Below are 18,556 nucleotides of genomic sequence, written 5' to 3'. Positions count from 1 at the left end.
GCAAAAGAGGCCTTTTTTATATAATTTTTATCGCCCACCCGCATAGCAGGTGGTTTTTTGTTTCGTGCACTCGCTCTGCTCGCGCACTCAACCAGGTCTAAAGACATTAATGTAAAAATGACTAAGACTGAGAAAAATATTTTTCTCAGTCTTAGTCATTTTGTTTATTTCCAAAGATAGTTCAATAGACCCGCTTTAGTCATTCCATTTGCTGTTGTTTCACGCAAAACTGATGCTGAATTACTTAAAGCCTCTTGTTCACGTGAATCTAATGGTAATTCTACTACCTTTTGAATACCGTCTTTATCAATTACAGCCGGTGTCCCGAGGTAAATATCCTTTTCCCCATATTCACCATCTAAATATGCACTTACGGGTAATACTGTATTTTGGTCATATAAAATTGCTTTTGTTATTCTTGCCAAAGCAGTCGCTACTCCATAATATGTTGCGCCTTTCCGGTTAATAATCTCATAAGCCTTATTACGTACTTGTTCTTCTAGTTTTAACAATTCTTGCTTTGTTAGCCCATTAGCTAAAACATAATCCATTAAAGGCGTTCCACCGATTGTCCCACAAGAATAAGCAGCAAATTCTGAATCCCCATGCTCTGCTAACATATCAACATGAACATCTCGGGGATCAATAGCTAGCTTTTTACCAATTGCTACTCTTAAGCGTGCCGAATCAAGAGAGGTTCCTGATCCAATTACTTTATGTGCTGGAAAACCAGAAATTTTTTGAACAGCATATGTCAAGATATCGACTGGGTTGGCAGCAATTAAGAAGATTCCATTAAACCCGGTATTAACTACTTCTTGAACGATTTCCTTCATAATCTTTAAGTTACGTTCAACTAATTTAAGCCGTGTTTCACCTGGCTTTTGCGCAGCACCTGCACAAATAGTAACAATATCAGCGTCTTTACAATCTTGATAGCTACCAGCCTTAACCTTTACTGGGGCAGTAAATGGCGTTGCGTCTTCCAAATCCAGTGCATCCCCAACGCTTCGCTCATTACTCTTATTTATAATAACTAATTCCTCAGCTAAACCTTGCTGGATCACGCTAAAAGCATAAGCGGACCCCACAACTCCATCACCAATTAAAACAACCTTTTGATGTTCTTCTGTCGCCATACTTCTTTTTCTCTCCCTAATTAAAATTTACATAAAAAGATGAGCATAAATAGGAACCAAAATGTCCATTGCTAATGAAACGATAACAACTGCCACTGCGGCCATTGCTCCCTGAATTGACCCTAGTTGAACCGCCTTAGCAGATCCAACAGTGTGACCAGCGGATCCAAGACCAAGACCAGTTCCGACCTTAGAAATTTTCTTTAGTCTAAAGACCTTAATCAGGAATTCGGCAAGGGCATAAATAATAACTGCATTTAAGATACATGCCATCGCTGTTACCGCGGGATCACCACCGATTCCCTTTGCAATTGGCATCGCAACAGCGGTAGTAGCTGCTTGAGGAAGCATAGCGGCGGTTGAAACACGGGAAAGAGCAAATAATTTAGCTGTTCCTTGAATCAAAAATAATGAAATGAATCCACCCACAAATAATGTGAGAATTACATCGACCCAATATTTCTTAAAAACATCATTCCGGCGATAAAGCGGAATCGCAAATGCCATTGTTGCTGGGTTCAAGAACCAAAAAATCAAATTTCCGCCTGGCTGGTAAAATTTTTTATAAACTATTGCAGTCGTTGAATTAGCGACCTTGGCCCAGATTGCTAAAATTACAATCCCTAATACCATCCCTACTAACAATGGGGTGAAGAGGAAGAAACCATTACTAATTTTGAAAAGCCACATCCCAATTAAATAGACCAGTAATGAAATAAATACCCCGGTAAAAGGTAACGCCAGATTTGTAATAAATACATTAGTCATTATCAGTTTCCCCCCTTGTTAGTCTTGAATAATTTATGATGTACCCCAATAAAGAATGCTCCAACATAAGCAATTACTGCTAATAAAATAATTGTTGAAATAATAATAACAATTACATCTTGTAGCCCTTCTTTTTTCATTAAACCAAGGCTCCCAGCAAGCTGAATTCCTGATGGGACAAACAGAAAGGCGATTAAACTAATCATGAAATCTCCAAACTTTTCAACTTGTTCCAACTTAACAATATGGCAAGCTAATAAAATATATAATAAAATCATTCCAATTAATGGTGTAGGAACAACGAAACTCTTAGGAAAAAGATTAGAGATTAATTGTGATACGAATAAAATTGCAGCAAAGATTCCCATTTGAACTAAAATGGGCGCTTCCTTCTTCTTTTCTTCTTTCTTCATAATAGTCCTCCTAAACATGATAAATATGTTTAGGCATTAACGTTAATACCATTTATCACAATCTATTTTACTAATTTTTCTTAATTTGTATTCGTTTTCACTATTAAATAACCTAAATTTGCGTTAAAATGCCCTCCAGTTAGCTTAAAATGCCTTACACAAAAAAAGGATTGGTGAAAAGATAAACAATTCACCAATCCTTTTTATAAACCTAATGCTTTTTTGGTTGTGTTAACATATGATCGACTTACTGGTAATTTACTGCCATCGATTAATGTCAGCTCATAAGTATGATTGAAACTAGGCTGAAGCTCTGTTACGCTATTCAAATTAACAATAAAACTACGATGGATCTGTAAAAATTCTGGAGATTTTAATTGGTCATAAATATTAGTGAGCGTCTGTCGACTAATGATTTTATGCTTATTAAGAGTCCAGATATAAACAAAGCCTTGTTGTGCCTGTACGTAAAGTATTTGTTTTTTCTGTAAAATAATCGTTCGCTCGTCGTTTTGAATCGAAATTCGCGGATTCTGCCTTAATTCCCTCTTAGCTTTGGTAGCATCATCCTCTGGCGAAATTAATTTGGCGACACGCATAATTGCTTCGTTGACCCTTTTAGCAGAAAATGGCTTCAAAATATAGTCAACCGCATCTGCTTCAAAGGCATCTAACGCATAGGAATCGTAAGCAGTGGCAAAGACAATATGAGGACTATTATCAAATGATTTTATTTTTTCAGCTAACGCCATCCCATTTCCATCCGATAACTTTATATCCAAGAAAACCATATCTGGGTGTTCATGTTTTACTTGTTCCTCTGCCATAAAAATGCCATCTGCTTCAAGTATTTCTGTAACTTCACTATTTCCCTGAATTAAGTAATGAAGTTCTTCACGAGCAAGCGGTTCATCATCAACGATTAAGACTTTCATTGTCTGCACCTTCCTTAGTGTGATATGGTAAAGAAATTTTGATCTTTGTTCCTTTATTACTACTTGTAATTTGAAGGGCACTATGCTGATCATATAGGCCAATTAAGCGCTGATTCAAGTTATATAGCGCATTTCCACTCCCTTTTGAAGATGTCAATGGTTCTTTTCCAAGCTTAGGAAGAAGTTCCGGCGCAATCCCTTTCCCATTATCAGCTACTTGAATTTCTAACCGTGCTTCCAACTTCTTTATTGTTATTTGAACATTATTATGGTCTTTACGTGCTCCAAAAGCATGTTTAAGCGCATTTTCAACTAATACTTGAATTGTAAATGGTGGCAGGTAAACATCATTTTCGACTTGTTGATCAAAGGTGATGTTATATTTATGTGGAAATCTGGTTTGTTCCAGTTCAAGGTATGCATCGACTTGCGTTCGCTCTTGTCCCAAAGTAATTTCGGTCTCTCGGGCCCCAATTAAGTTAGCCCGGAAATAATTACTAAGTTGAAGGAGAAGTTCTCGCGCTTTTTCTTGATCCCGGCGTAAAATTGCACTAATTGTATTAATAGCATTAAAAAAGAAATGCGGATTTATTTGTGCTTGTAAGGCTTTTATCTTAGCATCTCGAACTAATTGCGCTTGCACTTCTGCTTCACCCAATGCAATTTGGTTAGCAAAAATCTCACATAGACCGATTGCTAGCTGAATTTCAACTGGTGTTAAATGCCATTGATCAGTATAATACATTTTTAACGTGCCGATAACTTCATTCCCAATTCGCAGAGGGGCAACAATCGCTGCTTCTAAAGGACAATTGGGATCGATACAACCAATCATTTTACTATTATTTGCGATCTTTATTTGTCCCGTTTTAATCACATTACTGGATAAAGAAGTTTCTAGTCTGTTCCCTGGGATATGGTGATCATCACCAGCCCCAATATGTGCAAGTATTCGTTGTCGATCAGTGATACTCACTGCATCAAAATTAGTATATTTTTTAATGATTTTGACTACTTGTTGCGCTGAGCTTTTATTTAATCCTTGACGAAAATAAGGCAAGGTTTCATTTGTTAATTGCAAGACAGAATGAGTCTGCATAGCGCGCAGTTCTTCCTCTTGGTGAAGGTACATTGAAATGATTGATAAGAAAATCGATGTCCCTAGCGAATTGACCAAGATCATTGGTAAGGCAATATATTTAACTAAAGCCCATCCCGTTGGACTGAATAGCAAGATAAAAAGCATTTGAATACTTTCCATCAAAATCCCCACAATAAAACCATGCCACGGCGTCATTACCTTAAAATAACTTTTTCGATCATGATACAAAAAGCCAGAAAGCGCACCAATCAAAACTGAACTAGGCACATAAAACCAACCTTGCAGGGGCGCACCTTGAATAATTCGGTGAACCCCTGCCACTAACCCTACTAGACTACCAACCCATGGCCCACCGATAATTCCAGCAACTGAAACAGCTAAAATTCGGGCATTAACAATCGAGTCATTTGTTGAAATGGCCGTAAGAATAATTTTATTATGCAACTGGTTATTTGCGTCAATTTCTATTCCCGTCATATTAGCCATAACAGCAAAAATAGAAAAAAGAATCGTTAGCTGAATTTTGGCACTAATGGTTTGATTAAATAACAGGCGGCGAAATAGGGGTACACTAACCAGCAAAAACGCTAGAATAATAATTAAACCAACGCGCTCAGCCATTAAAATTGTTAAATATATCATTTATCCTTGTGTCCCTGTATTTATTACTGGTTGCGTTCCCCGTTCACTAATAATTGCTACCATGATATTATTGATGATTTGCAAACGTTGCTCATCTGTTAAATCAAGGTTAGCTTCCTTGCTTAGTCGTTCAATCGCTTCTTCAGTAATTGAAACAGCCCCCTCAACGATTATCTTGCGCGCTGATAGGATTGCTGATGACTGTTGTTTTTGCAGCATGGCACTCGCTATTTCAGTTGCGTAGGCTAAGTGAGTTAACCGTGTTTCGATAATTTTGACCCCCGCTACATTTAACCGTTCTTGCAGTTCAGCAGTTAAACGCTCTGATACTTCGGTGGGATTCCCGCGAAGGGTAATTGCATCTTGATCTTCAAAACTATCATATGGATATTCACTAGCAACATGACGAACCGCAGACTCACTCTGAATTTGAACAAATTGCTCATAATCATCAACTGAAAAGAGCGCTTTTGCGGTATCGACAACTTTGTAGACAATAACGGCCGCAATTTCGACTGGATTACCTTTCGAATCATTGACCTTTAAAATTTGACTATTAAAATTGCAGACACGAAGAGAAACAGTCTCCTTATTTGTAAATGGTACCGTCATAAATAAGCCCGCATCACGAATAGTCCCAATATAATTACCAAAAAAAGTTAAAACTTTGGCTTCATTTGGCTGAATAATTGTCAATGATGTACTAAAAAGAATCACAATCAAAAATAAAATGATTCCAATTGTCAGGACTACCGGAAAATTACGCGTAAAGCCAACAAACATCAGCCACAAACTAATTAAACCGATAATAATCGCCCCGAGTAACCCGAGGTAGCCGTTAACGTGAAAGGCTGCTTTTTCTTTCATCTCGATAATCCTCCTAATTTAAAAACGTAACCCCTTGGGATAAAAGTTTTTGATTGTTTTACTGACCAACTTTCCAAATCCAGCAGTATGTTCGTCACATACTAGTAAATACCAGCCATTTGGAAGGTCAGCATCAATATTGATTACATCCCCATGGACATATTGGTGCCACTGTTCCCGGTTTAGGTCAATGACCCGTTTTGCCTCCTGTGGTAAGCTAGCAAGGGCCCATGCCAACGCTGGTTCAAATCGATTTTTCTTAAAAGTACCGAGGTGAAGTCCAGGTCGGAGTACATTTAGTCCTTCGATCTTATCCTCTTCTAATGGCAAATCATAGAGCTGGTCACCAAATAAAATCAGTTGGTATGGTTGATAGTCCGGAAAAACGCTTGTAGCAAACTGATTAAAGAGTTTAACCTGCTCTTTGTCCGGTTTAACAATCGATTGCCTTTTCCGCTTATTCTTCTTTTTGCGCTTTTTTTCAGTTGCCTTAGGTTCACCATTTACTAACTTAGCAATGAAATGTCCTTCCCCCTTGAGATGGTGTGGGAATAGTCGAACTGTCTTTTTCAACTCTTCATTGCCATCAGCCCATTCTGGACGGCCATCATCCATTCCGGACGCCTTTTCAATTGGGATAAGTTTCAAGTCTGGATAGTTATTGAGCAACCATGAAATATTTTGTTCATCCTCTTCTGGTGCAAAAGTACAGGTCGAATAGACTAATGTTCCTCCTGGCTTTAGCATTTTCATTGCGGATGCTAGGATCTTCTGCTGACGGTTAGCACACTCAGCAGGGTATTCTGGTGACCAATATTCAATTCCGGCAGGCTCTTTTCTAAACATTCCTTCTCCCGAACAAGGCGCGTCAACAAGAATCCGGTCAAAATATTGAGGAAATTGTTTTTCTAAATCTGCGGGACTCTCACTAGTAACAACTGCATTTTTTGCTCCCCATCGTTCCAGGTTTTCAGCCAAAATTTTCGCCCGTTTAGGGAAAATTTCATTAGCAACTAATAATCCCTGGTTGTTCATTTTAGCAACCAAATGCGTTGTTTTGCCTCCCGGAGCTGCACACAAGTCTAGCACACGTTCTCCAGCTTGGGGATTAACCACTTCTCCTACAAACATTGCTGACGGCTCTTGACTATATACCCACCCAGTAACATGGTCTAATGATTTTCCATTCACTTGGCCATAATATCCTGTCGGCACATATGGTACCTTTCCCGTGGCTTTTTCAATTGTTGCAACCGGCTGTCCGTTCTTTAATGGATTCTCGCGAAAACCACTATAACTCGACTGAGCAAGTGCTGATAAAAACTCATCGGCCTCTGCTCCCATTAGTTTTTTGTATTTCGTGACAAATTCATTTGGTAATTGCACGTTATTTTTCGCTCCTCTTTATCGTAATATCTTTATTGTAACGTATTTTTTAGTCTTTTTAAGTCAAAATACTTGGCAAAGCGTTAAGTTTTTGTTTACAATATTATAATTGAATTTTTTATGGAAAGAGAAGTGAGATGGTAATGGATCAACACTTGATTGCGCTTGATCTTGATGGCACAACATTAAATAATCAATCGAAATTAACAAACGAGACAATTATAACTTTACGTGCCCTTGCCCGGGATGGACATATTGTCAGCATCATTACCGGTCGTCCTTACCGGATTGCCAAACATATTTACGATGAAATTGGGATTAAGACCCCAATGGTAAACTTTAATGGGGCCCTAACGCATATACCTCATGAACACTGGGATAAAGAATATGATGTTGAATTAACACGAGAGCTAGCCCTTGATCTCCTAGCCCACCGGAAAGAACTAGGAATTAAAACAATTACCGTTGAAAATAAACATCATGTATGGGCTAATCAAGCTAGTAATGATTTACCTGAATTCTTACCGAACAAGTTGCGCGATGATCAAATCCTAACCGCGACTAACTTAACCGGCAATCCAATTGCAATGACAATCCAATATGAACCGGAACACCAAGAAGAGATCATTAAGGCAGTTAATGAAAAATACGGCGATTTCGTTGAACCACGAGTATGGGGTGGCCCTTACAACATCTTAGAACTGATCCATCGTGGCACTCATAAGGAGTCAGGGATGTTTTATATCGCTAAGCAATACCAAATTGACCGACAAAATATTATCGCGTTTGGTGACGAGCATAATGATTTGGAAATGCTTGATGCAGCGGGACGTGGTGTTGCAATGCATAATGCGATTCCCGAGCTGAAGAGTATCGCTAACGATGTGACCCCAATTGATAACGAACATAATGGGCTTGCAAAATACTTGCGGGATTATTTTAAGGTTACAATATAAAAAGCTAGGGAGAGATAGTTTAAAACTACCAATTCCTAGCTTTTTACATAGTTATTCCTAGTCAACTAGTTTGCCAACAACAGGGATACCTTCAAGAACTGATTCCAGATGGATAGAACGAGGCATTACTGAAGTCAAGTCACGACCAGCAAGGTTTCCATGGTGTTTACCACCCTTCCATTGCGGAACGTTAGAGACATCGTAAACAACACCTTTAACGGCAACGTATGCGGGATGTCCATTTCGACCATCGAACTCAGCGAGCTCGGTTGTTGTAAATGTTTTTTCTGCCATCAATGCTTCACCTTTCTCTGATTCAAGAATAGCTAATAATTACATTCTAGATCAAACAATCCGTAAATGCATTAATTATTAGATGATTATTATTTTTTCTTCAATCAACTTAATAAAATTGTTAAAATTGGCTTTTTAATTGCTCTCCTTGCCCTTTTCACTCTTTTCATAAAATAATTTATAGATAAAAAGATAATCTTTATTACATTAGTACAAAAAATTGGTATAATAAAAGGCGAAGGTGATTCTGCAATCACTTTCGCCAACATACTTCTACTGTGGACCATTGATGTTGTCATGTCATCAATGATCCTCTTTTATTTTACAGCATTAGTTTTATTCTGCAATAAATTTTCACAATTATTCCAGCCGTTTATTGAAACTATTTCAGCAAGTGTAAAAAATAATTTTTGGATCTTGATAATGATTAGCAAAAAGAAGATACTGAAGAAGAGATAACTTTAAGAATGAAAGCAGGTTTATTGATGTATAGAGTACTTGTGGCGGATAATTATCCAATCATTCGAATGGCAGTTAAAAATCTGGTTGAACAACTAGATAATTTTAAAGTAATTGATGAAGAAACAACCGGAATAGATGCATCATTACGGGTTGAACAAGGTGACATTGATATCATTATTATGGATTTAGCGATGCCACCTGGTGAAAATGGTCTGATCACAATCAAAAGAATTCATGAACATTTCCCTAACATCAAAATTATTATTTTTTCTTCTCGTAATGAACCTCAATACATCAATCAGGCAATTTATAATGGCGCAAATGGTTATATCTTTAAAAGCTCCTCTCCAAAAGAACTAGTTCATGCCCTAAGACACGCTATTAATGGTGAAAAATACTTAGACAATAATATTATGGTAACAAAGAAAGATTTATTAGTTATCAAAGGCGGTTCTCCACACTTCGATTTAGGAAATTACATTGCTCTTTCAAAACGTGAGCAAGAAATCTTACCGTTAATTGTTCTCGGATATACTAACAAAGAAATTGCTACTAAGATGTTTATATCCCCTAAAACTGTTGAAGCCCATAAGACAAAGATTATGCAAAAATTAAACCTTGCTTCACACGCAGAACTTCTCCACTATGCAGTTAAACATCGGTTAGTAGACCTATAGATAATGAAGCTGAGAGAAAACAAAGTTTTCTCCCAGCCTCATTATTTTTCATTTATTACTAATTGTCTTATCAAAATTATTTAAGAGAGCAGCTACTTGAACTTCAACAACATTATTTTTATTGAAGCGTGCAAATACTTCTGCTTCAGTTAAAAGTTGACGTATTTTTTTCGAGTTTTCTCCTAACTCAATTGCATTATTTGCTTCTAGTAATTTGATTCGTGGTAAGAAATAAGTAACGTGGTTGCTAGCACAAATCTTTGTCGTAGCCTCCAACACTTGGTTACTAACCTCCAACCGCTTGTTTAATGAATGGTACTCGGCAGCGTAGTACATCATCGTTACAATCCGTAAGTAATAATTCCGATCAACACCAGCTAAGTCTTCATCAGCCTTTGATCTTAAAAATGAAATAACCTTTGAGAAAAAGAAATCAGCATGTTCCATTGAATTTTGTCGTGCATATAAGATCCCTGATCCTAAATATGCTAATGGTGAAAAGATCGTCCGATGTTGCTCATCCAGTTCATCTAAAATCTTAGTAAAGTTAAAAAGACTTGTCGACGCGTTATTATTAGTTAAAGTGTAAATCATCCCTTTTAAATAATAATATTGCATCCGGTCTTGTGGCGATTTTAAATCTTCAAGCCGAATCTTCTTAAGGTTACTAACTGCCTGTGGAAAGTGTTCAATCATTAAAGCTAATTCAATTCGGTCTAGCAGACTCCGGATATAGCGAATTGAAGACGTATTGTCCTTACTTAAATCATCAATCGTTAGTCCCAGCCGGTCGCAAAGCTGCGCCAAAATCGTGAGTGATGGTACTTGACCATTGCTTTCAAACTTGCTTAAGGTCGACTGGGTACAAATCCCCTTGCTTAAGGCAACTTGTGAGTAGCCGAGTCTTTTTCGTTGATAAACAAAGCGTTTAATATCCATGTCTGACCTCCTATATCTAACCGTGAATTCCTAATGCAATTTTAGCAAACCTACTCATTCTTGACAAATCCCAGACTGGTTCCCACACAAGGTTAATATTACATTTAGTTACACCTTCAACAGAAGTAACTGCCTTGGTAATGTCGCGATTTAAGATGTCGCCTAATGGACAGCCCATTGTCGTTAAAGTCATTGTAACCGTACATTCACCATTATCATCAACCTTAACATCATAAATAAGGCCAAGGTTAACGAGGTCAATTCCCAATTCTGGATCAATAACTTCTTCCAATGCATCCATCACTTTATTTTCAATTGGTGAAAAGGGAGTATCTTTTTCGTCAGCCATAAACGTTCCTCCAAACTTATTTGTTAATTCAATTAACCAATTGAACCTTCCATCTCAAAACTGATCAAACGGTTCAATTCAACTGCATATTCCATCGGTAATTGTTTCGTAAATGGTTCCACAAAGCCCATAATAATCATTTCAGTTGCCTTTGCTTCTGAAATTCCCCTGCTCATAAGGTAGTAAAGCTGTTCTTCAGAGATCTTAGATACTTTTGCCTCATGTTCCATTGCGACATGAGCATTGTCAATTTCATTATATGGGATCGTATCTGAGGATGATTGGTCATCCATAATGATCGTATCACATTCAACGTGGGCTTTAGAGCCATCTGAGTGCTTACCAAAGCGGACCGTTCCGCGGTAATCGGTTGAGCCCCCCGTCTTAGCAATCGATTTCGAAACAATTGAACTAGATGTGTTTTTAGCATTGTGGATCATTCGGGCTCCTGAATCTTGGTGGATTCCGTTGCTGGCAACTGCGATGGAAAGCATGGTTCCTCGTGCCCCCTCACCATTAAGGTAGACGCTTGGGTACTTCATCGTGACTTTTGAGCCAAGGTTCCCATCGACCCATTCCATGGTTGCATTTTCTGCCGCTGCTGCCCGTTTTGTTTCTAGACTATAAACATTATCAGACCAGTTCTGAATAGTTGTGTAACGACAATAAGCATCCTTGCAGACGTTAACTTCAACAACTGCAGCATGGAGACTATCAGAAGAGTAATTGGGAGCAGTACATCCTTCAACATAATCAACACTTGCCCCTTCATCAACAATAATCAAGGTTCGCTCAAATTGTCCTGAGTTTTCCGCATTAAGCCGGAAGTAAGATTGAATTGGCGTCTTTGTCTTAACGCCCTTTGGTACATAAATAAATGAACCACCCGACCATACTGCTGCATTTAGGGCCGCAAATTTATTATCGGTTGGTTGAACTAATTTACCAAACCATTTCTTAAATAATTCTGGGTATTCTTTTAAGGCCGTATCCGTATCGGTAAAAATAATCCCTAACTTTTCAAACTCATTTTTCATGTTGTGATAAACAACTTCGGATTCATATTGAGCAGATGAACCGGCAAGGTATTTTCGCTCTGCTTCCGGAACTCCTAATCGATCAAAAGTCCGTTTTAAATCTTCGGGCACATCATCCCAGTCGCGAAACTTTTTATCGGTCATCTTTTGGTAGTAAAGCATGTTCTTCAGGTCTAACTCTGATAAATCTGGCCCAAATTTTGGCATCGGTAATTCTTTATAAATCTTGTAGGCCTTAAGCCTGTAATCCAGCATCCATTGGGGTTCATGCTTAGCAGCTGAAATTTTGCGGACAGTTTCTTCTGTTAACCCTCTCCCAGTTGAGTATTCCGGCTCAACGTTATCGTGGAAGCCGTATTCGTACTGGTCATTATTATTTATAATGCTAGCTGCATCATTACTCATTATCTTCTTCCTCCTCGCTATCCTTCAACAGTGCTCGTTGTAATGCCCACCATGAGAGCGTGGCACACTTTATTCGGGCTGGAAATTCCATAATACTGGTAAGAATCCGGGCATCCCCTAGTTGATCCAAGTCAGCTTCTGAATGTTCTTTGCCAATTGCCATATCAGAAAAAGTCTTTGCCATCGCAAGGGCTTCTTCAGTTGTTTTTCCTTTAACAGCATCGGTCATCATGCTTGCTGATGCTTGACTAATAGTACAGCCATCACCAGTATAGGCAATATTTTTGATCTTGTTATCTTCTACTTCGACCTGAAGATTAATCGTATCTCCACAAGTCGGATTATGAAGGGTCATTGCATTCGTAGTAGTTGCTAATTCTCCCTTATTATGTGGATGATCGGCATGATCGAGAATCACTTCACGGTATAAACCATTTAACTTAGATAGTCCCAATGTTAAAGAACTCCTTTGTTTCCCTGATTGCGTTAATTAATTGATCAGCATCTTCTTTAGTATTGTAAAAATAAAAACTGGCACGAGCGGTTGCTGTTACTCCCAAGTCTTCCATGAGTGGCTGCGCACAATGGTGACCGGCGCGGACTGCTACCCCATCCATATCAAGGGCCGTAGCAACATCATGGGGATGGAGACCTTTGATGTTAAAGGAAATTACTCCAGTATGTTTTGCTGGCGATTGCGGACCATAAACTTCGACATCTGGAATGGCAATTAACTTAGGTAAAACATAATTAACAAGTTCCTGTTCTTTTTGCACAATCCTATCCATTCCAATACCATTTAAATAATCAATCGCGGCTCCAAGCCCAACTGCCCCGGCAATATTTTGGGTTCCTGCTTCAAATTTAAACGGGATATCAGCCCATGTACTCTCATTCCGGTGAACGTCATTAATCATTTCCCCACCGTATTGGTAAGGAGGCATCGCTCGTAATAAGTTCTCTTTTCCGTACAAAACGCCGATTCCCATTGGACTCATCATCTTATGACCAGAGAAAGCGTAAAAGTCAACACCAAGATCTTGTACATCGACTGGCATATGGGGAACTGCTTGTGCTCCATCACCGACAACGATTGCCCCATGTTGGTGCGCAATCGCTGCTAATTCTTTCAAGGGCGTCACTGTCCCTAATACATTACTAGCATGAGCCACTGCCATAATCTTTGTCTTATCGGTAATTTTCTTTTTAGCATCCGCAAGATCAAGTTCGCCATCTGGAGTTAATTCAATATATTTCAGGGTAGCACCCTTTTTCTTAGCTAATTGTTGCCAAGGAATAAGGTTACTATGGTGTTCCATTATTGAAATAACAATCTCATCACCAGGTTGAATAATTTGTTCGCCATAGGTTGCAGCGATGAGATTCAACCCATCCGTACACCCCTTTGTAAAGATAATCTCATTAGCACTCGACGCGTTAATAAACTTTTGCACTTTTTTTCGCGCTTCTTCATAATCCTTAGTTGCACGTTCTGCCAGCGTATGAACCCCTCGATGAACATTTGCATTATCTTGTTCATAAAAGTTAGCAAGTGCCTGAATTACCTGACGCGGGCGCTGAACAGTCGCAGCATTATCAAGGTAGGCTAAGTGTTCATCATTAACCCGCTGATTAAGTGCTGGAAAGTCAGCTAAATAATCATTCGTATTGTTGTCCATCGGCGAGCTTCCTTTCAAGAATCGTAATTAACTTATTCCGTACATCCGCTGCTGGGATTGCACTCAAGACTGCTCCTAGGAATCCTCGAATAACCATTCGTTCTGCTTGTGCGCGCGGAATTCCCCGACTCATTAAGTAATACATTTGTTGTTGATCAACTGGGCCAACACTAGCCGCATGTCCTGCCTCAACATCATTTTCGTCAATTAACAGAATTGGGTTAGCATCTCCCCGTGCTTGATCGGACATAATCAATACCCGGTTTTGTTGATCAGCCTTTGCACCATGAGCACCATGAATAATTTGCCCAATCCCATTAAAAATCAATTCAGACTTTTCAAGAATGACACCTCGCTGGTTTATCAATCCGGTAGTATGCTTGCCGTGGTTGGTAACGCGGTTATTGACGCCAACTTCTTGGTCACGAGTAGTTACGGCAATCATCTTTGAGTTAGCATAACCCCCATCACCTAGCAATTCGGAATCCATGTCACCAACTGTGGCGCCATCATTCATCAAGCCGACTGCCCATTCAACGTGCGCATCCTTGCCAATGTCTGCACGCCGCTTAAAGTAAGTATGGGTATGGGGGCCAAATTCATCTAAGGAAGAAAAGTCAATTTCACTATTTTCCTGCGCCATTAATTCAATCATCATATTAGCGGCATTCTCATGGTCACCAACCGTTGTAAGGTGTTGGATAAACTTAATTCGGCTGCCACGATCAGCAATTACTAGAATATGCGAAATCAGGGGCTCATCTTGAGTGCTGTCCTGAATAATCTCGGCCTCAATCGGCTTTTCAATTTCAACGTTTTTTGGAATATAGAGGAATAAACCGGCATTAAGGTAGGCAAGATGATAAGCAGTTAAGAGGTTTTCTTCGGGGTTAATGGCAGTCATGAAGTATTTATTGAAAAGTTCAGGATATTCACGAGCAGCAGTAAAGATATCTGTGAGAATAACCCCCTGATCTTGAAGCTTTTGTGGCAAGTTAACATGGAGCAAAGTTTGCCCAAACTGAGTTACCTTAATTACTTCATCATCCGTGACTGGTTTTTCAACTAAGTCGGCGTCTGATTCAACCCATTTCAATGGCCGCTCCGCAATAAGGGGCCAAGTTCGAAAATCGAACCGTTGCATCCGAGGCAACCGAAGCTTTTCCATCAACTCTCGAGCACTGAGCCGGCGATCAATCAATTGCTGAGGTTCATTATTTGCCTTACTAGCAGCAATTATTTGTTCTTTTGCTGAGTTTAATTCTGTCATCAAACTGCCTCCTAGTCTTCATCATCTACAAGTTTGATATCAAGACCTAATTCGTCACGTAAGCCAGCGTAACCTTCATCTTCAAGTTTCTTGGCAAGATCAGGGCCACCAGTTTTAACAATTCGGCCACCCATCATTACGTGAACTGTATCAGGAACGATGTAGTTCAAAAGACGTTGATAGTGGGTAATAATTAATGAACCAAAGTTGTCGCCCCGCATTGAGTTAACACCCTTTGAAACCACCTTAAGGGCATCAATATCAAGTCCAGAGTCAATCTCATCAAGAATCGCAAAACTAGGTTCAATCATTAAAAGCTGCAAAATCTCATTCCGCTTCTTTTCACCACCAGAGAATCCCTCATTAAGATAACGTTCAGTCATGGATTGACTCATATCAAGCAATTCCAGGTTCTTATCGAGTTTCTTAATAAAGTCCATTACCGAAATTTGATCATCTTCAGGGCGACGAGCATTGATCGCTGCTCGAAGGAATTCAGCATTAGTAACCCCTTGAATTTCAGCGGGATATTGCATTGCAAGAAAGAGACCTTTTCGTGCTCGTTCATCGACCGGCATATCAACAATGCTCTCCCCATCAAGAAGGATATCGCCTTTTGTAACATGATAGTTAGGATGACCCATGATGGTTTGAGAAAGAGTAGACTTACCAGTTCCATTTGGTCCCATAATTGCATGGATTTCTCCAGTCTTCATCTTGAGATTAACCCCTTTAAGGATCTCCTTTTCTTCTTTACTTTCTTCATCTTTAACTGAAACGTGAAGATCCTTTATTTCTAGTGTTGCCATAAAATTCATCCTCCTGATCCGAAATATTCCAAAATATTCTCGGTAAATATTCCATAAATATCAATAAATTCTTTACATTCTTATTATATCCGAATAATAAAAAAATAAAACTATTCATCTCAATTTATTTTAAGCGCTTTCTCGATGAATCATTTGAGTGTATAATAAAGATATAATATGGTGTTTATATAGTTTTGGAATATTCGATAAGGCAGGTGGCGATAATGATTCAACAAAATTATATTCTTCACTCATTTGACTGTTTAAATACAGCCACTGCCGCCCGATTACATGATATGGGCTTGTGTGAAGGGTGTCCAATTAAAGTAGTTCAAAAATATCCTTTTCATGGTCCAGTGATAATCGAAAATGATCACCAACGAATTGGTTTGCGGTACACTGTTTTCACGATGCTTACGGGGGCAGAATAAAATGACAACAGTTGCACTGATTGGAAACCCTAATACTGGCAAAACGACCCTGTTTAACTCGCTCACTGATAAATACGCCTATGTCGGTAATTGGACAGGAGTCACAGTTGAAAAGAAACAAGGGACGCTTAAGGGAACAGATATTATTATCATCGATTTACCTGGTGTATATTCACTCGATCCTTTGACAAAAGATGAGGCAGTGGTAACTAACTACTTAATGCATAATCAACCTAATATGGTCTTAAATATTACAAATGCTGGTCAGTTAAAACGAAACCTTTTGTTAACAATCGAGGTATTGGAACTTGGCTATCCTGTTGTATTGGTTCTTAACATGATTGATGACCTCCGTCGATCAGGGTACGACTATGACCTTGACCTGCTTGAAAAAAGGCTGGGGTGTAAAGTAATGACAACAAATGCGCGTGGACATCAAGGGATTGATCAATTACGAAAAGAAACTATCAATTGTAATTCGCTCCACCCTACCCAACTAGATTTAGATTATCCCCCGATGATCAAACAAGCAATCAGGCAGGCAAGTACAGCGTTGGAAAGTGATTATTCTTTTGCGCCCCAGGTTGCGCGTTGGTTAGCGATTCAATTCATAAGTAAGAATAAAGTAATTCGTAAATTTGCCCGGGAAAAAGAGCTAACTCCCCTTCTTTCGCAACAAAAATATTATGACGCGCAAAAGTTCGCTGACCAGATTTTTGAAGTCCGGCTACAGTTTATTGAGGACACTCTCGATCAGGCCCGCCATCCACTTAACAATGGTGGGCAAGTTGAGATAACAAGTCGAATCGACAAAATCGTTACCAACCCGATTCTTGGCTTACCAATTTTCGTCTTAATTTTCTTTGTAATGTTTAAGCTATCCTTTGATTGGGTTGGCACCCCACTTTCCGATATGCTTGATCAGTTTATATCAGGCCCAGTTTCAACGACTACTGACCAAACCCTAGCTAGTCTAGGTGCAATTCCCGCATTACGGTCGCTAGTCGTTAACGGTATTATTGCCGGAGTTGGAGGAGTTTTAGCCTTTATTCCGCAAATTTTCATACTCTTTGCCTGTATTTCCCTGCTTGAGGACTCTGGTTACATGGCGCGGGCAGCGTTAGTAACAGACCGGGTTATGCAGATGATTGGTTTAAATGGTAAATCTTTTATTCCATTAATTATTGGTTTTGGTTGTAACGTTACGGGAATCATGGCTGCGCGAACAATTGAACAGCCTAAAGAACGACTGATCACTACCTTAATCATGCCGTTTATGAGTTGTTCAGCCCGCCTACCGATTTATAGTTTATTCGTTGCTGCCTTCTTCCCACGTCACCAAGCGCTGATTGTTTTATCAGTCTACTTCTTAGGAATTGTCGTGGCTTTAGCAATGGCAAAATTCTATCAAGTAATCTTTAAGGTAAAAGAAAGCTCAGTGTTTGTAGTTGAACTTCCCCACTATCATCTTCCCCGTCTTGATATAATTTGGCACGGAACATGGGATAAGGGTAAGGGATTTATTAAAAAGGCTGGGACAATTATTTTTGCTGGAACTGTTTTAATCTGGATATTATCAAGTTTTGGCTCTAGTGGTTTTGTTACTAATTCGGCTAATAGTTTTGCCGCCGACCTTGGACACATCCTTGTTCCGATCTTTAAGCCAATTGGTATTGACCAGTGGCAGCCAATTAGTGCTTTGTTTACAGGGATCCTTGCCAAAGAGGTTATTACTTCTAGTATGATGGTAATGTTCCATACAAGCAGTAAAGCATTCCTGATCGCTTCACTTGGTCAGTTTATGACTCCGCTTTCTGCTTATACGTTATTAGTCTTTATTCTCTTATATGCACCATGTTTTGCAACGTTAGCAACTATTAAGCAAGAAACTGGTTCTACAAAGTGGATGCTTTATTCTGTTGCATCCAGTTTGGTCGTTGCTTATGGGATTGCATTTATTATCTTTCAGGTTGGTCGATTATTTATTGGGTGATTT

Annotated in this window: 19 protein-coding genes; 4 read left to right on the top strand and 15 right to left on the bottom strand. The window is 39.1% G+C overall.

What is annotated here, in order from left to right:
* Positions 1 to 164: 164 nt before the first annotated feature.
* From LMC10_RS09730 to LMC10_RS09700, 7 genes are all read right to left on the bottom strand, one after another.
* Positions 165 to 1,139: an L-lactate dehydrogenase gene (locus tag LMC10_RS09730; RefSeq protein WP_229269697.1), complete on the bottom strand. Its 975-nt coding sequence runs from the start codon at positions 1,137 to 1,139 to the stop codon at positions 165 to 167.
* A gap of 27 nt (positions 1,140 to 1,166) precedes the next feature.
* Positions 1,167 to 1,907: an LrgB family protein gene (locus LMC10_RS09725; protein WP_094500817.1), complete on the bottom strand. Its 741-nt coding sequence runs from the start codon at positions 1,905 to 1,907 to the stop codon at positions 1,167 to 1,169.
* Between the two features lie 2 nt (positions 1,908 to 1,909).
* A complete protein-coding gene (locus LMC10_RS09720; RefSeq protein WP_229269696.1) occupies positions 1,910 to 2,320 on the bottom strand; it encodes a CidA/LrgA family protein in 411 nt (136 codons plus the stop codon).
* Between the two features lie 203 nt (positions 2,321 to 2,523).
* The gene (locus tag LMC10_RS09715; RefSeq protein WP_229269695.1) at positions 2,524 to 3,255 is read right to left on the bottom strand and encodes a LytR/AlgR family response regulator transcription factor; all 732 of its coding nucleotides are present in this window, start codon (positions 3,253 to 3,255) and stop codon (positions 2,524 to 2,526) included.
* Positions 3,236 to 4,999, bottom strand: coding sequence for a sensor histidine kinase (locus LMC10_RS09710; protein WP_229269694.1), 1,764 nt, complete (start codon positions 4,997 to 4,999; stop codon positions 3,236 to 3,238). Before LMC10_RS09710 ends, LMC10_RS09715 begins: the two co-directional genes overlap by 20 nt.
* Positions 5,000 to 5,866 (bottom strand): SPFH domain-containing protein, encoded by an 867-nt coding sequence (locus tag LMC10_RS09705; protein WP_003672105.1) that lies wholly within the window; start codon positions 5,864 to 5,866, stop codon positions 5,000 to 5,002.
* An 18-nt stretch (positions 5,867 to 5,884) separates the two neighbouring features.
* Positions 5,885 to 7,252: an RsmB/NOP family class I SAM-dependent RNA methyltransferase gene (locus LMC10_RS09700; protein ID WP_229269693.1), complete on the bottom strand. Its 1,368-nt coding sequence runs from the start codon at positions 7,250 to 7,252 to the stop codon at positions 5,885 to 5,887.
* A gap of 143 nt (positions 7,253 to 7,395) precedes the next feature.
* Between LMC10_RS09700 and LMC10_RS09695 the strand changes: the two genes are divergently transcribed.
* Positions 7,396 to 8,208: a Cof-type HAD-IIB family hydrolase gene (locus LMC10_RS09695; RefSeq protein WP_066035387.1), complete on the top strand. Its 813-nt coding sequence runs from the start codon at positions 7,396 to 7,398 to the stop codon at positions 8,206 to 8,208.
* A gap of 57 nt (positions 8,209 to 8,265) precedes the next feature.
* Here LMC10_RS09695 and LMC10_RS09690 read toward each other — a convergent pair whose 3' ends face one another.
* Entirely contained in the window at positions 8,266 to 8,502 is a 237-nt protein-coding gene (locus LMC10_RS09690; RefSeq protein WP_019254016.1) for a cytochrome b5 domain-containing protein, read from the bottom strand.
* Between the two features lie 485 nt (positions 8,503 to 8,987).
* On the opposite strand from LMC10_RS09690, the gene LMC10_RS09685 reads away from it, so the two are divergent.
* A complete protein-coding gene (locus LMC10_RS09685; RefSeq protein WP_229269692.1) occupies positions 8,988 to 9,641 on the top strand; it encodes a response regulator in 654 nt (217 codons plus the stop codon).
* A 48-nt stretch (positions 9,642 to 9,689) separates the two neighbouring features.
* Here LMC10_RS09685 and LMC10_RS09680 read toward each other — a convergent pair whose 3' ends face one another.
* Genes LMC10_RS09680 through sufC form a run of 7 tightly spaced genes read right to left on the bottom strand, consistent with a single transcriptional unit; the run spans position 9,690 to position 16,129 of the window.
* Positions 9,690 to 10,580: a helix-turn-helix domain-containing protein gene (locus LMC10_RS09680; protein WP_229269691.1), complete on the bottom strand. Its 891-nt coding sequence runs from the start codon at positions 10,578 to 10,580 to the stop codon at positions 9,690 to 9,692.
* A 16-nt stretch (positions 10,581 to 10,596) separates the two neighbouring features.
* Positions 10,597 to 10,929 carry a metal-sulfur cluster assembly factor gene (locus tag LMC10_RS09675; protein WP_003667917.1) on the bottom strand — a complete coding sequence of 111 codons (333 nt, stop codon included), beginning with the start codon at positions 10,927 to 10,929 and terminating at the stop codon, positions 10,597 to 10,599.
* Between the two features lie 32 nt (positions 10,930 to 10,961).
* Complete coding sequence (gene sufB / locus LMC10_RS09670; protein ID WP_229269690.1) at positions 10,962 to 12,371, bottom strand: Fe-S cluster assembly protein SufB; 1,410 nt, start codon at positions 12,369 to 12,371, stop codon at positions 10,962 to 10,964.
* Positions 12,364 to 12,825 carry a Fe-S cluster assembly sulfur transfer protein SufU gene (sufU, locus tag LMC10_RS09665; protein ID WP_229269689.1) on the bottom strand — a complete coding sequence of 154 codons (462 nt, stop codon included), beginning with the start codon at positions 12,823 to 12,825 and terminating at the stop codon, positions 12,364 to 12,366. Before sufU ends, sufB begins: the two co-directional genes overlap by 8 nt.
* Positions 12,812 to 14,050: a cysteine desulfurase gene (locus LMC10_RS09660; RefSeq protein ID WP_229269688.1), complete on the bottom strand. Its 1,239-nt coding sequence runs from the start codon at positions 14,048 to 14,050 to the stop codon at positions 12,812 to 12,814. The genes sufU and LMC10_RS09660 overlap by 14 nt, the downstream gene beginning before the upstream one ends.
* Positions 14,031 to 15,320 (bottom strand): Fe-S cluster assembly protein SufD, encoded by a 1,290-nt coding sequence (sufD, locus tag LMC10_RS09655; protein ID WP_065532893.1) that lies wholly within the window; start codon positions 15,318 to 15,320, stop codon positions 14,031 to 14,033. The genes LMC10_RS09660 and sufD overlap by 20 nt, the downstream gene beginning before the upstream one ends.
* 11 nt (positions 15,321 to 15,331) lie before the next feature.
* Positions 15,332 to 16,129, bottom strand: a complete 798-nt coding sequence (sufC, locus tag LMC10_RS09650; protein ID WP_035160234.1) for a Fe-S cluster assembly ATPase SufC — start codon at positions 16,127 to 16,129, stop codon at positions 15,332 to 15,334.
* 224 nt (positions 16,130 to 16,353) lie between these two features.
* Here sufC and LMC10_RS09645 point away from each other — a divergent pair, with 224 nt between their 5' ends.
* Positions 16,354 to 16,560: a FeoA family protein gene (locus LMC10_RS09645; protein WP_003672088.1), complete on the top strand. Its 207-nt coding sequence runs from the start codon at positions 16,354 to 16,356 to the stop codon at positions 16,558 to 16,560.
* Between the two features lies 1 nt (position 16,561).
* Positions 16,562 to 18,553 carry a ferrous iron transport protein B gene (feoB, locus tag LMC10_RS09640; RefSeq protein ID WP_229269687.1) on the top strand — a complete coding sequence of 664 codons (1,992 nt, stop codon included), beginning with the start codon at positions 16,562 to 16,564 and terminating at the stop codon, positions 18,551 to 18,553.
* The last annotated feature ends 3 nt before the right edge of the window (positions 18,554 to 18,556 follow it).

This window comes from Limosilactobacillus reuteri subsp. simiae, assembly GCF_020784875.1.
Lineage (GTDB): Bacteria > Bacillota > Bacilli > Lactobacillales > Lactobacillaceae > Limosilactobacillus > Limosilactobacillus reuteri_H.
This window is presented reverse-complemented; position numbering and strand designations above follow the sequence as displayed.

What these genes read in the sequence shown, in the direction of transcription:
- LMC10_RS09730 (WP_229269697.1), bottom strand. Translation starts at nt 1,139, where the DNA reads ATGGCGACAGAAGAACATCAAAAGGTTGTTTTAATTGGTGATGGAGTT.
- LMC10_RS09725 (WP_094500817.1), bottom strand. Translation starts at nt 1,907, where the DNA reads ATGACTAATGTATTTATTACAAATCTGGCGTTACCTTTTACCGGGGTA.
- LMC10_RS09720 (WP_229269696.1), bottom strand. Translation starts at nt 2,320, where the DNA reads ATGAAGAAAGAAGAAAAGAAGAAGGAAGCGCCCATTTTAGTTCAAATG.
- LMC10_RS09715 (WP_229269695.1), bottom strand. Translation starts at nt 3,255, where the DNA reads ATGAAAGTCTTAATCGTTGATGATGAACCGCTTGCTCGTGAAGAACTT.
- LMC10_RS09710 (WP_229269694.1), bottom strand. Translation starts at nt 4,999, where the DNA reads ATGATATATTTAACAATTTTAATGGCTGAGCGCGTTGGTTTAATTATT.
- LMC10_RS09705 (WP_003672105.1), bottom strand. Translation starts at nt 5,866, where the DNA reads ATGAAAGAAAAAGCAGCCTTTCACGTTAACGGCTACCTCGGGTTACTC.
- LMC10_RS09695 (WP_066035387.1), top strand. Translation starts at nt 7,396, where the DNA reads ATGGATCAACACTTGATTGCGCTTGATCTTGATGGCACAACATTAAAT.
- LMC10_RS09690 (WP_019254016.1), bottom strand. Translation starts at nt 8,502, where the DNA reads ATGGCAGAAAAAACATTTACAACAACCGAGCTCGCTGAGTTCGATGGT.
- LMC10_RS09685 (WP_229269692.1), top strand. Translation starts at nt 8,988, where the DNA reads ATGTATAGAGTACTTGTGGCGGATAATTATCCAATCATTCGAATGGCA.
- LMC10_RS09680 (WP_229269691.1), bottom strand. Translation starts at nt 10,580, where the DNA reads ATGGATATTAAACGCTTTGTTTATCAACGAAAAAGACTCGGCTACTCA.
- LMC10_RS09675 (WP_003667917.1), bottom strand. Translation starts at nt 10,929, where the DNA reads ATGGCTGACGAAAAAGATACTCCCTTTTCACCAATTGAAAATAAAGTG.
- sufB (WP_229269690.1), bottom strand. Translation starts at nt 12,371, where the DNA reads ATGAGTAATGATGCAGCTAGCATTATAAATAATAATGACCAGTACGAA.
- LMC10_RS09660 (WP_229269688.1), bottom strand. Translation starts at nt 14,050, where the DNA reads ATGGACAACAATACGAATGATTATTTAGCTGACTTTCCAGCACTTAAT.
- sufD (WP_065532893.1), bottom strand. Translation starts at nt 15,320, where the DNA reads ATGACAGAATTAAACTCAGCAAAAGAACAAATAATTGCTGCTAGTAAG.
- sufC (WP_035160234.1), bottom strand. Translation starts at nt 16,129, where the DNA reads ATGGCAACACTAGAAATAAAGGATCTTCACGTTTCAGTTAAAGATGAA.
- LMC10_RS09645 (WP_003672088.1), top strand. Translation starts at nt 16,354, where the DNA reads ATGATTCAACAAAATTATATTCTTCACTCATTTGACTGTTTAAATACA.
- feoB (WP_229269687.1), top strand. Translation starts at nt 16,562, where the DNA reads ATGACAACAGTTGCACTGATTGGAAACCCTAATACTGGCAAAACGACC.